At 63.5% G+C, this 13,263-nt stretch carries 12 protein-coding genes and 1 pseudogene; 9 read left to right on the top strand and 4 right to left on the bottom strand.

Features of this window, described 5'->3' with window-relative positions; genetic code table 11:
* Nucleotides 1–95 precede the first annotated feature (95 nt).
* Both GGR62_RS20235 and GGR62_RS20230 read right to left on the bottom strand, forming a co-directional pair.
* Nucleotides 96–674: an SMI1/KNR4 family protein gene (locus GGR62_RS20235; protein ID WP_184409617.1), complete on the bottom strand. Its 579-nt coding sequence runs from the start codon at nucleotides 672–674 to the stop codon at nucleotides 96–98.
* A gap of 154 nt (nucleotides 675–828) precedes the next feature.
* A complete protein-coding gene (locus GGR62_RS20230) occupies nucleotides 829–1,017 on the bottom strand; it encodes a hypothetical protein (protein ID WP_184409616.1) in 189 nt (62 codons plus the stop codon).
* A gap of 277 nt (nucleotides 1,018–1,294) precedes the next feature.
* On the opposite strand from GGR62_RS20230, the gene GGR62_RS20225 reads away from it, so the two are divergent.
* The 4 genes from GGR62_RS20225 (at nucleotide 1,295) to GGR62_RS20210 (ending at nucleotide 5,186) form a co-directional block, all read left to right on the top strand.
* Nucleotides 1,295–1,717: a hypothetical protein gene (locus GGR62_RS20225; protein ID WP_184409615.1), complete on the top strand. Its 423-nt coding sequence runs from the start codon at nucleotides 1,295–1,297 to the stop codon at nucleotides 1,715–1,717.
* Nucleotides 1,718–2,043: 326 nt separating this feature from the next.
* A complete protein-coding gene (gene adh, locus GGR62_RS20220; protein ID WP_184409614.1) occupies nucleotides 2,044–3,573 on the top strand; it encodes an aldehyde dehydrogenase in 1,530 nt (509 codons plus the stop codon).
* A 167-nt stretch (nucleotides 3,574–3,740) separates the two neighbouring features.
* Nucleotides 3,741–4,769: an alcohol dehydrogenase AdhP gene (gene adhP, locus GGR62_RS20215; RefSeq protein WP_184409613.1), complete on the top strand. Its 1,029-nt coding sequence runs from the start codon at nucleotides 3,741–3,743 to the stop codon at nucleotides 4,767–4,769.
* A gap of 21 nt (nucleotides 4,770–4,790) precedes the next feature.
* A complete protein-coding gene (locus GGR62_RS20210) occupies nucleotides 4,791–5,186 on the top strand; it encodes a DUF779 domain-containing protein (protein ID WP_184409612.1) in 396 nt (131 codons plus the stop codon).
* Between the two features lie 50 nt (nucleotides 5,187–5,236).
* Here the strand turns inward: GGR62_RS20210 and GGR62_RS20205 are convergent, their stop codons facing one another.
* The gene (locus tag GGR62_RS20205; RefSeq protein ID WP_184409611.1) at nucleotides 5,237–5,416 is read right to left on the bottom strand and encodes a hypothetical protein; all 180 of its coding nucleotides are present in this window, start codon (nucleotides 5,414–5,416) and stop codon (nucleotides 5,237–5,239) included.
* A gap of 149 nt (nucleotides 5,417–5,565) precedes the next feature.
* Between GGR62_RS20205 and GGR62_RS20200 the strand changes: the two genes are divergently transcribed.
* Nucleotides 5,566–6,522, top strand: a complete 957-nt coding sequence (locus GGR62_RS20200; RefSeq protein ID WP_184409610.1) for a Ku protein — start codon at nucleotides 5,566–5,568, stop codon at nucleotides 6,520–6,522.
* Between the two features lie 9 nt (nucleotides 6,523–6,531).
* A complete protein-coding gene (ligD, locus tag GGR62_RS20195; RefSeq protein ID WP_184409609.1) occupies nucleotides 6,532–9,231 on the top strand; it encodes a DNA ligase D in 2,700 nt (899 codons plus the stop codon).
* Between the two features lie 334 nt (nucleotides 9,232–9,565).
* Here the strand turns inward: ligD and lldD are convergent, their stop codons facing one another.
* Entirely contained in the window at nucleotides 9,566–10,726 is a 1,161-nt protein-coding gene (gene lldD, locus GGR62_RS20190; protein WP_184409608.1) for an FMN-dependent L-lactate dehydrogenase LldD, read from the bottom strand.
* 307 nt (nucleotides 10,727–11,033) lie between these two features.
* Here lldD and GGR62_RS20185 point away from each other — a divergent pair, with 307 nt between their 5' ends.
* The 3 genes and pseudogenes from GGR62_RS20185 to GGR62_RS20175 all read left to right on the top strand — a co-directional run bounded on the left by GGR62_RS20185 (nucleotide 11,034) and on the right by GGR62_RS20175 (nucleotide 13,068).
* Nucleotides 11,034–11,417 carry a hypothetical protein gene (locus GGR62_RS20185; RefSeq protein WP_184409607.1) on the top strand — a complete coding sequence of 128 codons (384 nt, stop codon included), beginning with the start codon at nucleotides 11,034–11,036 and terminating at the stop codon, nucleotides 11,415–11,417.
* A 373-nt stretch (nucleotides 11,418–11,790) separates the two neighbouring features.
* Nucleotides 11,791–12,186 (top strand): annotated as a pseudogene (locus GGR62_RS20180) (hypothetical protein); the annotation flags it as partial.
* 333 nt (nucleotides 12,187–12,519) lie between these two features.
* Nucleotides 12,520–13,068 (top strand): hypothetical protein, encoded by a 549-nt coding sequence (locus tag GGR62_RS20175; protein WP_184409606.1) that lies wholly within the window; start codon nucleotides 12,520–12,522, stop codon nucleotides 13,066–13,068.
* Nucleotides 13,069–13,263 lie beyond the last annotated feature (195 nt).

Here is a 13,263-nt window from a genome sequence, read left to right as displayed (position 1 = left end):
AGCTCCAGAAATTGCGAAAAATCCGAAGATCCAAACGCGACTCTCCGGAACGATGCGACATCCCGCACTCTCAGGCCTCATTGTTCAGACCTTCCCTAGCGCTCTCTCATCTTGCCCGCTGCTAGGTCGTCTTCTGTCACCAGTTTCGTCAGCAGCTTGGTAAAGCTCCCGGCGGCGAGGCCGAGAAAAGCATTGCCCTCACTGCACCAGGTTCCGTGATTTTCCGGCGCCATTCGCCAGATGGTGCCGTGGCTTCTATCTGAAAGATCGATCAGATAATACTCGCCGCCCGCTTCAGTTACACCGATCGGCACTGTTTTAGCTGGTATGCGCGCACCGATGTTCTCATAATGCTCGTCCGGGCGAGATAATCTTAGATACCATTCGAGAACAGCCTTGGAAGACATGATGGACGCCAAGTGACAAGCTTCCCTGGTCAGGTTGCCGGCAATGGAATACTCCACAAGCAGGCGTCTTGGATCGTCAAACCGCATTTGCAGACCGCCATATTTCCCCATGAAAGCAAGGTAGTCGGCAGGGAATGCGGCATCGCAATCCTTTTCAATTTTCTTCAATGGCTCCAGATCACAGGCAACTTTTTTCGGATAGTTTTCCCGTGTAAAGTTCCACGCATCCACCAGTCCAGGATGCACAGTGGCTAGATCAATATCCATTTTTTCTCCTTAGGGAACCTCTGAAAAACTCACCGGCCATCGGGGGAAGCTTGTAGCCTCGCCTGATCCCGACAAGTGCCCTTACTGAAAATCAATGGCTTACGCGTGACGCAGCCTGGCTCAGGCTCCGATCGAAGGCCTGAGACAGAGTTGTTCAGAGCTTCCTTAGAAAAGGATGGTCCACACCGCCGCGTTGCCAGAAGCCGGTGCCATCGCGATGATGGCGCAGAATTTGCCCGAACACCGGGCCAGCTTCGATATCCGACCCGTTTTCGGCGTCAAGGCCGAGCCATGATCGTCGTCGATCACGCCCCCCGCAGATGAGTTTCTCATGCGCGAGCATGTGGGGTTATTGCTCGACCTCGGCGACCGGCCTGGCGATCCTGCTGTCGTTGAACGCGGCGGAGCTGGCGGCCCGGGTAGAGGCCAGACTTCACGATTCGTAGCACGCGATATCAACGCGGCAGACGGAAAGCGTGTGCTTGCGGCGGTGCAGGCATGGCACCCCAGGATGCATTGCAGCGAAGTGATGCGCACCTGCGCCAGTGGGGATGCGCGCAGCAACCGCACACCTGCATGCTAGGCTGCGCCACTCATTCACAGCATGGAGTGCGACGATGATGGCCTGGAAGCAAATGGTGACTGCTTCGACGATGATGGCCGGCCTGCTGGCCTGCAACGCAGCATGGGCAGACCACGTGGACATGCGCATCGTGCGCGACTATCCGGCCGGCAGCCCGGCCATCGCACAGATACACACGTGGTTGCAGCAACAATCCAGACTGAGCACCCAGCCCAAGCAGATGCCGCCGCCGGCCAGCGCCGCAGAGCTAGGCGCAGTGCGCACCAGCATGACGTCATTCGATAATCCCTTGGGTACGCGCACTGACGCAGCAGGTAATGCCGCGCCGCTGCCCGCGCACGGCAAGCCGCGCGATGTAGTCAGTGTTGAGGCCTGTCATGCCGGCACGCGCTATCGTTGGGATTACGTGTGGCAAACCGCGACACCATCCGGTTGGCGGCTCCAGTCCTACCGGCAGTAGCAGGCGATTGACTGCGCTGCAAGTACGATCGGGTCCGAGCCGCTGACGCCTGCCGCATCGCACGACTGACGTGCATGGCACTACAGGACGATTGGCTCGCGCAGCGGGCGGCGTCCCCGTGCAGAGCCATCCATCCGGCTAGGTATCGCGATCCGAACGCGGATCACGCTGCTGCACGCGATGACGCATTGCAGCGCATTTCAGGCCAGCAGTCACCTTGGCAAGCACTATTGCAATGACGCAGCGCAGCAGCTTGTGACATGACATTGCGCTAGCACTTGCCCGGGTATACACGTTCGCATCGGACCACTTCGCAGGAGATGATGATGAACGCGCTTGCCTCTGCCAAACCGCTCAATACCGATCCGCAGTCGATCTTCAAACCGCGCTACGACAACTTCATCGGCGGCAAGTGGGTTGCGCCGCACAGCGGCCAGTATTTCGACAACACCACGCCGATCAACGGCAAGGTGTTCACTTCGATCGCGCGCTCCACCGCGCCGGATATCGAAGCCGCATTGGATGCCGCACACGCGGCAAAAGAAGCCTGGGGCAAGACCTCCACCACCGATCGCTCCAATGTGCTGCTCAAGATCGCAGACCGCATCGAGCAGAACCTGGAATTGCTCGCCTATGCCGAGACCTGGGACAACGGCAAGCCGGTGCGCGAAACGCTCAATGCGGACGTGCCGTTGTGCGTGGACCACTTCCGTTATTTTGCCGGTGCGATCCGTGCGCAGGAAGGCGGCATTTCCGAGATCGACAGCGACACCATCGCGTATCACTTCCACGAACCGCTCGGGGTGGTCGGGCAAATCATTCCGTGGAATTTCCCGCTGCTGATGGCGTGCTGGAAACTCGCACCGGCCCTGGCCGCCGGCAACTGCGTGGTGATGAAGCCGGCCGAGCAGACGCCGGCCTCGATCCTGGTGCTGATGGAAGTCATCGGCGATCTATTGCCGCCGGGCGTGCTCAACGTGGTCAACGGCTTCGGCCTGGAGGCGGGCAAGCCGCTGGCCAGCAACCCGCGCATCGCCAAGATCGCCTTCACCGGCGAAACCACCACCGGCCGGTTGATCATGCAATACGCCAGCCAGAACCTGATTCCGGTGACGCTGGAGCTGGGCGGTAAATCGCCCAATATCTTTTTTGCCGATGTGATGGCCGAGGACGACGATTTTCTCGACAAAGCGGTGGAAGGCTTCGTGCTGTTCGCCTTCAATCAGGGCGAGGTGTGCACCTGTCCGTCCCGCGCGCTGATCCAGGAATCGATCTACGACAAGTTCATGGAAAAAGCGCTGGCGCGCGTTGCTGCGATCAAGCAGGGCAATCCGCTCGATCCCAATACCATGGTCGGCGCGCAGGCCTCCAGCGAGCAGCTGGAAAAGATCTTGTCCTATATCGATATCGGCAAGCAGGAAGGCGCCGAAGTGTTGATCGGCGGCGAGCGCAATACGCTCGATGGCGAGCTGGCCGGCGGCTTCTACGTCAAGCCGACTGTGTTCAAGGGGCACAACAAGATGCGCGTGTTCCAGGAAGAGATCTTCGGTCCGGTGGTGTCGGTCACGACCTTCAAGGACGAGGCCGATGCCTTGTCGATCGCCAACGACACCTTGTATGGGCTGGGCGCAGGTGTGTGGAGTCGCGACGCCTCGCGCCTATATCGCATGGGCCGCGCGATCCAGGCCGGCCGCGTGTGGACCAATTGCTATCACGCGTATCCGGCGCATGCCGCGTTCGGCGGTTACAAGCAGTCGGGCATCGGCCGCGAGAATCACAAGATGATGCTCGACCACTACCAGCAGACCAAGAACCTGCTGGTGAGCTATTCGCCGAAGGCGTTGGGGTTCTTCTGATGCGTGGGCCTGTTGCCGCTCGACTGCGATGACCGATGCATCCGGCACAGTTGCGCTTGGTCGCCGCGCCGGCTGACTATGAACCGCTTACGCGCGATTTGACCTCGATCAAGGCACGGCGCCCCAGGGCGCCTAGGGTGGACTGCACTATCAGGGCGGAGTGCAGCATGGACACGACAATGAAAGCCGCAGTGGTGCGTCAGTTCGGCGCGCCGCTGGTGATCGAGGAAGTGCAGGTGCCGCGGCCGCAGGCCGGCGACATCCTGGTCAAGATCGAAGCCTGCGGGGTCTGCCACACCGATCTGCATGCCGCGCAGGGCGACTGGCCGGTCAAGCCGAACCCGCCCTTCATTCCGGGCCATGAGGGTGTGGGCCACGTGGTGGCGGTGGGCGCGGGAGTGCGTCACGTCAAGGAAGGCGACCGCGTCGGCATTCCGTGGCTGTACTCGGCCTGCGGGCATTGCGAGCATTGCCTGGGCGGCTGGGAGACGCTGTGCGAGGCGCAGCAGAACAGTGGGTATTCGGTCAATGGCGGATTTGCACAATACGCGTTGGCCAACGCCGAGTATGTCGGGCACCTGCCGAAGAACCTGGGGTTCGTCGAGGTCGCGCCGATCCTGTGTGCCGGTGTCACCGTCTACAAGGGATTGAAGGTCACCGACACCAAGCCGGGCCAATGGGTGGTGATCTCCGGCATCGGCGGGCTCGGCCATATGGCCGTGCAGTACGCCAGGGCGATGGGCCTGAACGTGGCCGCAGTGGATGTGGACGATGCCAAACTCGCCCTGGCAAGACGTCTGGGCGCCACGGTGACGGTGAATGCGCGCACCACCGATCCGGTGGCGTATCTCAAGAAGGAAATCGGTGGCGCCCACGGTGCCCTGGTCACGGCGGTCTCGCCCAAGGCGTTCGAGCAGGCGATCGGCATGGTGCGCCGTGGCGGGACGGTGTCGCTCAACGGGTTGCCGCCGGGCGAGTTTCCGCTGGATATCTTCGGCATGGTGCTCAATGGTGTGACCGTGCGTGGCTCGATCGTCGGTACCCGCCTGGATCTGCAGGAATCGCTGGCATTTGCCGAGCAGGGCAAGGTCGCCGCAACGGTGGCCACCGACACGCTGGACAACATCAACGATGTCTTCGCCCGCATGCGCGCCGGCACGATCGAGGGGCGTATCGTGCTCGACATGGCGGCCTGACGTGGTCGCCGGAGGGAGACAATGCACGACACCACCACACAGACCGAGCTGCCATTACAGGTGATGGCCACGCTGGCGGCCTTGCAGTTGATCGACACCCTGCGCACGCGCCATGGCGAGCTGCTGTTCCATCAATCCGGCGGATGTTGCGATGGTTCCTCGCCGATGTGTTTTGCGGTGGGCGACTTCATCGTCGGCGATCGCGACGTGCTGCTGGGCGAGATCGGCGGTGCGCCGTTCTACATCAGCGCGTCGCAATTCGAATACTGGAAGCACACGCAGCTGATCATCGACGTGGTGCCGGGGCGTGGCGGCATGTTTTCGCTGGAAAATGGCGAGGGCGTGCGCTTTCTGGTGCGCTCGCGCCTGTTTGCCGATGACGAGTTCGCCCGATTGCAGGAGGCAGGTCGGGCCTAGGGCCGATCAGCGCGGCTGGCAGGCCTGCGCATTGTTTCAGCTATGTGTTTTCAGCGAGCTGTTGCGGCCGATGGCGCGGTGCCCGGCTTCCTGGCCGGGGTGTTGTCATCGGCCGGAATCAGCTGGTCTGGCACCTTGCCTGCACCACGGTCTTGGTCGTGTTCGGCATCGCGCTTGCCGTGCTGTTCGCCGGGTTGGGTCGGTTGGTCGCGCAGGGGGTCGCGGGACATGGTGTTCTCCTGAGATTCCAGATGGATGCGCAGTTCACCGCGCGCAGGGTGAAGAGCATGCAGTGGCACCGTGCCGATGACTCACGCATGGATCACGGTGGCCGCGTTACAGCTATGGGCTACCCTCGACAGCCCGGAGTCACACACCAATGGCACGACCGATCTGGACCGGAACCCTGTCGTTCGGCTTGCTCAATGTGCCGGTGTCGCTGATGTCGGGGGAGCGCAAGGTGGATCTGCATTTCCGCATGCTCGACTCGCGCGACAAGAAGCCGATCCGCTTCGAGCGGGTCAATGCCGACACCGGCGACGAGGTGCCCTGGAAGGAGATCGTCAAAGCGTTCGAATACGACAAGGGCAGCTATGTCATCGTCGAAGAACAGGACATCCGCTCCGCCTCGCCGGAGAGCCATGAAACGGTGGAAGTGGAAACCTTTGTCGACGCCGCCGACATCGATCCGCGTTACTTTGAAAAGCCCTACATCCTGGTGCCCGGCAAGAAGGCCGAAAAAGGCTATGTGCTGTTGCGCGAAACGCTGCGCGACACCGGCAAGGTGGGCATCGCAAAGGTGGTCATCCGCACCCGCGAATATCTGGCCGCCGTGATGCCGCACGGCGATGCATTGATCCTGCTGTTGTTGCGCTATCAACAGGAAGTGGTGGACCCGCAGGATTTCAAACTGCCGGCCGGGGCCGTGGGCGAGTACCGCATCACGCCCAAGGAACAGCAGATGGCAAAGCAGTTGATCGAGTCGATGTCCGGCACCTGGCAGCCGGAGGATTACCACGACGAGTTCCGCGGCAAGCTCGAGCAGATTCTGCGCAAGCGGATCCAGGCCAAGGGCGGCACCACCAAGGTGGAGGTCGAATCGCCCCAGCACGAAGATGCCAGCACCAACGTGGTCGACTTCATGTCGCTGCTGCAAAAGAGCCTGCAAGCCAAGACGCGTACGCCGGCCAAGAAGAACAGCGCTGCAGCCTCGACGCCAGCGCCCGCCAAGAAGCGTGCTGCCAAGAAAGCGACAAAAAAAGCCACCAAGAAGACAGCCAGCAAGACCGCCAGGAAGACGGCGCCGAAAGCCGCGCCGCGTCGCAAGGCAGGCTAGGCCGGGTCCATGACGCTGCACGACTACAACAGCAAACGCCGCTTCGACCAGACGCCCGAGCCTGCCGGCGACATGCCCGCGCGCGCCAACAAGCAGCCGATCTTTGTGGTGCAGCTGCACCACGCCCGTGCACGGCATTACGACTTCCGTCTGGAAGCCGCTGGCGTGCTCAAGAGTTGGGCGGTGCCGAAGGGCCCATCGCTGCGCGTTGGCGAAAAACGGCTAGCGGTACAGGTGGAAGATCATCCGCTGTCGTACGCCAGCTTCGAGGGAGAGATTCCGCAAGGCCATTACGGCGCCGGGCACGTAGACGTGTTCGACCATGGGCACTGGCACTGCGAAGGCGACGTCGTGGCGGCGCTGGACGCAGGCAAGCTGGAATTCGACCTGCAGGGCACGCACCTGCGCGGCGGGTTTGCGTTGGTACGTACCCAGATGCGTGGCGGCAAGCCGCAGTGGTTGTTGATCAAGCGCACCGATGCGTACGCGGCCGATCTGGATGCCGACGCGCTGGTGGCGCAGCACGCAGCAAAGACCTCGGCGGCTGCAGCACGCGTCAAGGCCAGCGATGCACGGCGCCCGCCGTCAACGGCAACCACCAGGACATCGACCGTGCCAGGCAAACGCAAACGTTCAGGGGGTAGTGATTCGAAGCAATGGCGGACCCGCGCATTGGCCGTGGACGGTGCGCGCGATGCGCCATGTCCCACCGAGCTGCACGCACAGCTGACGTTGCTGCGCGAGCAGGCACCGGATGGCGAACGTTGGCTGCACGAGATCAAGTGGGATGGTTACCGGCTGCTGGCCGACATGGTCGATGGCCACGTGCAGCTGCGCTCACGCAACGACCAGGCCTGGACGGAGCGCTTCCCGGATGTGGTGCGTGCAGTGCAGGCGCTGCCGGTGCGCGACGTACGCCTGGATGGCGAGCTGGTGGTGCTGGATGCACAGGGGCGTAGCGATTTTTCGGCGCTGCAACGCACACTCGATGGCAGTGTCAGGCAGCCCTTGCGTTACATCGTGTTCGACCTGCTCGGCATCGCCGGAGTGGATCTACGCGACACGCCGCTGCTGCAGCGCAAGCAGCTCTTGCGCGAATTATTGGGCGCTACCCCCGACACGCTGGCCTATAGCGACCACGTGATCGGATCGGGGCCGGCGGTGTTTGCGGCAAGCGCCGACAAGGGCTGGGAAGGCATCATCAGCAAACTCGCCGAGGCGGGTTATCGCGGTGGGCGCAGCGCCGATTGGATCAAGACCAAGCACGAAAACAGCGACGAGTTTGTGGTGGTCGGCTATACCGACCCCAAAGGGGCGCGCAGCGGCTTCGGCGCGTTGCTGCTTGCGCAACGCGATGGCGAGGCGCTGCGCTATGTCGGGCGCGTGGGCACCGGTTTCGATGATGCCTTGCTCGGCAGCATCGCCAAGCAACTGCGGGCACTGCACTGCGACACCGCCACGCTGGCATTGCCGGCGCATCTGCCCGCGCGCGCCCGCGACCTGCACTGGGTACGACCGGTGCTGATCGCCGAAGTCGCCTTCCGCGGCTGGGCCAAGGAAGGCTTGCTGCGGCAAGCCGCCTTCAAGCGGTTGCGCGAAGACAAACCCGTAGCCGAGTTGGGCGGCGACCGCGCCGCGGCGCGCACACGTGCGGCAAGCACGCGTGGAGGTGCGGTCGCCGCGACTGCAGCGGCTACGGGAAAACGCGCGCAGAAGACAACGCGCCAGACAACGCGGCCAGCATCGACCACCGCCACGCGCAAACGCGTTCGTTCGACGGTTGCGAAACCTGCCGTACCCTCGCCCACGGCAGCCTCGAAAAAGGGGTCCACCACCCGCGACGGCGTCGCCATCACCCATCCCGAGCGCGTGGTGTTCCCCGCAGCTGGCATCAGCAAGGGCGATGTTGCCGACTACTACCGTGCAGTGGCGCCGCTGGTGCTGGCAGAGATCGCGCGCCGCCCGTTGTCGCTGTTGCGCTGCCCCGATGGCGCCGGTGGCGATTGCTTCTTCCAGAAGCATGAGGGCCGCCACCTGGGCGCGAACATCAAGGCGATTCCGCTGCAGCAAAAGAGCGGCACCGAGGATTACATCTACCTCGAAGATGCTGCCGGCCTGCTGGAGCTGGTGCAGATGAACACGCTGGAATTGCATCCCTGGGGCGCGCAGATCGACGACCCGGAGCATCCGGATCGGCTGGTGTTCGATCTGGACCCTGGCGACGGCGTGTCCTGGCCCGACGTGGTGGCTGCCGCGCGCGATATCCGCGCCAAGCTGCGCAGCGCTGGGCTGGAGAGCGCGGTGCGCCTGTCCGGTGGCAAGGGATTGCATGTGGTGGTGCCGATCGTGCCGGAGGCAGGCTGGGAGCAGGCGCGCGATTTCTGCGAAGCGTTTGCACAGGCACTGGCAACGCACACGCCGGATCGTTACGTGGCGACCATGAGCAAGGCCAAGCGCCACGGCGTGATCTTCGTCGACTGGCTGCGCAACGGGCGCGGCAACACCAGTGTGTGCTCGTGGTCGCTGCGCGCGCGCGAAAAAGCCAGTGTCGCGGTGCCGCTGCGCTGGGAAGAACTCGGCAAGATCAGCGGCCCGGACGCCTTCCCGATGGACAAGGCATTGCAACGTGCCAAGCGTCAACGCCAGGATCCTTGGGAATCGGTGCTAGCGTTGCGGCAGTATTTGCCCACGGGCGACGATAACAACTAAGAGCTGTTAACAACCCTACGACGCGACTGGCGCTCCGAATCGGCATGGACTACTCGTCGCCGCAGATTCTGTGCGCGGCGTGCACATGCGCATGACCGTCGCTTGCAATGCGTCGTTATTCACTCTGATGGATTCAATCAGGTGCGCATCACGCACAGCGCTTGACCAAGCGTTCCGACCATCTCGCCAGGTCCTTGCCCGCCCACCGTCGCGTAAGAGCTACATGGATGTACTTGCAGCGTGTCCCGCGAGGGTGGGCGGCAAGGGCCCTGCAGACAAGCCGCAGATCATCCTCTCTGCCACCGACGCATCCCGATTCCAGATGCGAAGCCCGTCAGAGCGAAACCGCACTCTCCCGCGTCACCCGGCTCAACGCATCGCTGCTGATCTCGGCGATCGAATGGGTGCCGGTCAAGGTCATCGCCACGCGCATCTCGCGCTCGATCAGGGTCAGCAGATTCTCCACACCGGCCTGACCATCGGCGGCCAGCGCATAGACGAACGCACGCCCGAGCAGCACCGCATCGGCACCCAGCGCGAGCATGCGCACCACGTCCAGGCCGCTGCGGATGCCCGAGTCGGCAAGGATCTTCAGATCGCCCTTCACCGCATCGGCAATCGCCGGTAACGCGCGTGCGCTGGACAACACGCCGTCGAGCTGGCGGCCGCCATGGTTGGACACCACGATGCCGTCGGCGCCGAAGCGCACTGCATCGCGCGCATCGTCCGGGTCGAGGATGCCTTTGATCACCATCGGCCCGGTCCAGAATTCGCGGATCCATTCCAGGTCTTTCCAGCAGATGGAGGGATCGAAATTGGCGCCCAGCCAGCCGATGTAGTCCTGCAAGCCGGTCGGACTGCCGCGATACGCGGAGATATTGCCCAGGTCGTGCGGGCGGCCCAGCAAGCCCACATCCCAGGCCCAACGCGGATGCGTCACCGCCTGCAGCATGCGACGCAGCGATGCGTTGGGCCCGCTCATGCCCGAGTGCGCATCGCGGTAGCGCGCGCCCGGCGTGGGCATATCCACGGTAAACACCAGCGTGGTCACCCCGGCCGCCTTGGCGCGCTCCAACGCGTTGCGCATGAAGCCGCGGTCCTTGAGCACGTACAACTGGAACCACATCGGCCGCTCGATCGCCGGTGCCACTTCCTCGATCGGGCATACCGACACCGTGGACAGGGTGAACGGGATGCCGCGCGCGGCCGCCGCGCGCGCCGCCTGCACCTCGCCACGGCGTGCGTACATGCCGGTGAGCCCGACCGGCGCCAGCGCCACCGGCATCGCCAGGTTTTCGCCGAACAGTTCCGTGCTCAGGCTCAAATCGGACATGTTGCGCAGCACCCGCTGGCGCAGCGCGATATCGGCCAGATCGGAGACGTTGCGCCGCAAGGTGTGCTCGGCGTACGCGCCGCCATCGATGTAGTGGAACAGGAACGGCGGCAAGCGTGCCTGTGCGGCGGCGCGGTAATCGGAAGCGGCAGAAATGATCATCGAAGACGAACGGCAGCTGCGGGTAGCCGCTGAGTGTAAGGCGATCGGCGCTTGGGTAGCTTGCTGCCGTGTGCTGGCGCGGCAGTCCTGCACCCCATGCAGGGACGCGGGTGCGAGACCATGCACCGCAACGCCTCCGCCGCCGGCGCTGGGACGTTTGGTCGGTGCCAGGCGCTTTGGTGGCATCACGCTGGTCTCGGCATAGGCAGACCGCAAGCCTGCATGGGCAGCGGCGGCCAGCAGTGCCAGCGCCGGCCACGCGGTGCATCCGCAGCACCCACGTCACGGACGGAGGGCGCCGCTGGGCATGCAGCACACTGCCTGGCATCTGACCGACCTGCCGGCCGGCGTGCACGCCATGCCGTATGTGAGCCCGTTGGGCGTGGGCGTACCGATCCCGCCGTACGCAGTGACCCGCTACCCGGCCGGCGGCGTGCGCACCAGCGTCAATGATCTCTCAACGCTGTTCATCGCCCTGCTCGATGGCGGTAGGTACCAGGGCGTGCGCGTCCTGGACGCTGCCACCCCCGAGCAGATGCTGCGCTTCCAGGACACCGCAGCCGACAAGCCCGACAACATCGTGTTGAATGTTGAAAGCGGCCTTCCGAAAGCGCGCCGCGCCACGCTCGGCCTTGCGTGCAAGGTCAGATCTCTCAGGCGCACCCGCCGAGCACTCCCTGGCTTCCGGTAAAGGGAACCGACGCCCCGGCGGAAAAAAAACAGGTCCAGCGAATGGATGAGCTCGGCCGGCCGGGAGGTGGTACCGCTCGCTGCCGGAGGGGCTGCGCCGGGCGCTCCCGTCGATGACAGCACCCGGCATGTCGATCGGTTGGGTGAGCGTCAGCAGGACACCAGCGTTGTGTCGCCTGCTGGATCGCCCCGAGGCCGCTGCCCGGTCTCTGTCCATCATGCTGATCTATAGCTGATTTTCTAGCGCCGTCAGGCGGGAGCAGCAACCGTCAGGTTGCCGTCAGGTCAGGCACCCGGCCAAGCGTGAAGGTGGTCCGGCGGCCACCGAGGTCGCTCGGGGACGCGCCGCGCTCCGGTCTGTTGCGGAGTCCGTCATGCGCCTGGTCCGGTCGTTGTTGGTGTTGATCGCCGTGCTGCCCGCCAGCGCCTGGGTAGCACCGACCCAGGCCGAACTGCCACGCAGCTGGCCGCGGGCGGCGTTGCAGACCCTGCCGGTGGCCGAACGCGATCGACGGGGCGTCGTGGGATGCGAGTCGGCAGTGCAGGGAGCCGCCGCCTACGTCTGCAATCGCTTGCCCACAACCGTGTTGATCGGGCGCTTGGATCAGGACGATTGCGGGCAAGCTCTGGTGTGTGAGCCAGGCAAAGGCGGCGACCATGGCGGCGCAGGCAATGGCACCGGCAGGCTCGTCGCAGGGTCGACCCGTGGCCAGATCAAGGTGGTTTTCAGCAATGCAACCGAGCGCGACGACAGGCTGTACGCGTCGGCAGCGCGATGCGTTGCGGGAATGGCAGACGCGCCGGCCGGCATCCCGCCTCGCCCGCGTATTTGCCTGGGATGAGCCACTGCCAGTTTGATTGTCGCCCGGCGCAGGAGGCATCGCGGTTGATGCGCGCGATGGCGATTTTGCATTGAAACCGGAGCGGGACGGCCACCTTGCAGAATCGGTCGATAAGCGCGGTGCGCGCAGCGACACAAGCAAAGCGAAAGAACGTATAAAGACGCAGGCTTATGGATCGGCCACGTTGACACGCAGCGTTGAGGACGTGACATGCACAGGTATCGGGTTGGCTGCGCGGTTTTCTTGCTTGCGTTCTTGCTCATGGGCACTACCGGCTGTGCAAAGCAGCCGAGGTTGTCATCGCGATTGATTGTGACCGTCGATTCGCCGATGCTGGAACAAGGGGGCGCGGTTATCGTGTTGGCGCGTCCGATCGCCGAGCGCGAGTGGCGTCTGCTAGAAAGCGCGAAGTCAAACAACGCCGGGTACGAGAAAGAGTTTCACCTCACCGTGGCGTCGCCGGCATCGATCATCGAGTTGAATTACCCTGAGACTGGCACCTATAGCTTCAAACTTGTGCCTGCAGAACGTCACAAACCCGCTCCGCTCCAATCGCGTCGTATCCTGATTGGCTCGGCTGACCTGACAGATCCGCAGACAAAACAACAAGTGCAGTGGCCGTCGATGAGTGTTGTGCATGTCAGCGGCACGACCTACCCCGAAGGATGGGCGCGTATTCTGGTGTCGACATTTGATGTGCCATTCAGAAGCGATGCGCCAGACAACTACGTGATTTCCAGATTTCCTGCCGGTCGCTTGATTTCCCTCACGCCCAAGGCGATCGATAGGTACGTCAGGGACACCAACTAAGCGCCTGCATATACGCAGACGCGTGTCGTTGGGGATTGGTGCTCTGGCGCCGCATGCCAATGCAGGGCGTTCCTGAAGCCGATAGCGCTTCGCGCGGCGCAGCGATCGCAACGTTTCGCCATCGGTGGCCGGCTGCAGCTGGCACATGCGTTGCACACGGCACACACCCTCCGCCGAAAACATCGCAGCACCGTG

Origin of the sequence: Xanthomonas sp. 3075 (assembly GCF_014197275.1) — a bacterium.
In the GTDB taxonomy this organism is placed as follows: domain Bacteria; phylum Pseudomonadota; class Gammaproteobacteria; order Xanthomonadales; family Xanthomonadaceae; genus Xanthomonas; species Xanthomonas campestris_B.
This window is presented reverse-complemented; position numbering and strand designations above follow the sequence as displayed.

Bases quoted from the DNA above. Each gene is read 5' to 3' on its own strand.
- GGR62_RS20235 (WP_184409617.1), bottom strand. From the start codon at position 674: ATGGATATTGATCTAGCCACTGTGCATCCTGGACTGGTGGATGCGTGG.
- GGR62_RS20230 (WP_184409616.1), bottom strand. From the start codon at position 1,017: ATGCTCGCGCATGAGAAACTCATCTGCGGGGGGCGTGATCGACGACGA.
- GGR62_RS20225 (WP_184409615.1), top strand. From the start codon at position 1,295: ATGGCCTGGAAGCAAATGGTGACTGCTTCGACGATGATGGCCGGCCTG.
- adh (WP_184409614.1), top strand. From the start codon at position 2,044: ATGAACGCGCTTGCCTCTGCCAAACCGCTCAATACCGATCCGCAGTCG.
- adhP (WP_184409613.1), top strand. From the start codon at position 3,741: ATGGACACGACAATGAAAGCCGCAGTGGTGCGTCAGTTCGGCGCGCCG.
- GGR62_RS20210 (WP_184409612.1), top strand. From the start codon at position 4,791: ATGCACGACACCACCACACAGACCGAGCTGCCATTACAGGTGATGGCC.
- GGR62_RS20205 (WP_184409611.1), bottom strand. From the start codon at position 5,416: ATGTCCCGCGACCCCCTGCGCGACCAACCGACCCAACCCGGCGAACAG.
- GGR62_RS20200 (WP_184409610.1), top strand. From the start codon at position 5,566: ATGGCACGACCGATCTGGACCGGAACCCTGTCGTTCGGCTTGCTCAAT.
- ligD (WP_184409609.1), top strand. From the start codon at position 6,532: ATGACGCTGCACGACTACAACAGCAAACGCCGCTTCGACCAGACGCCC.
- lldD (WP_184409608.1), bottom strand. From the start codon at position 10,726: ATGATCATTTCTGCCGCTTCCGATTACCGCGCCGCCGCACAGGCACGC.
- GGR62_RS20185 (WP_184409607.1), top strand. From the start codon at position 11,034: ATGCAGCACACTGCCTGGCATCTGACCGACCTGCCGGCCGGCGTGCAC.
- GGR62_RS20175 (WP_184409606.1), top strand. From the start codon at position 12,520: ATGGGCACTACCGGCTGTGCAAAGCAGCCGAGGTTGTCATCGCGATTG.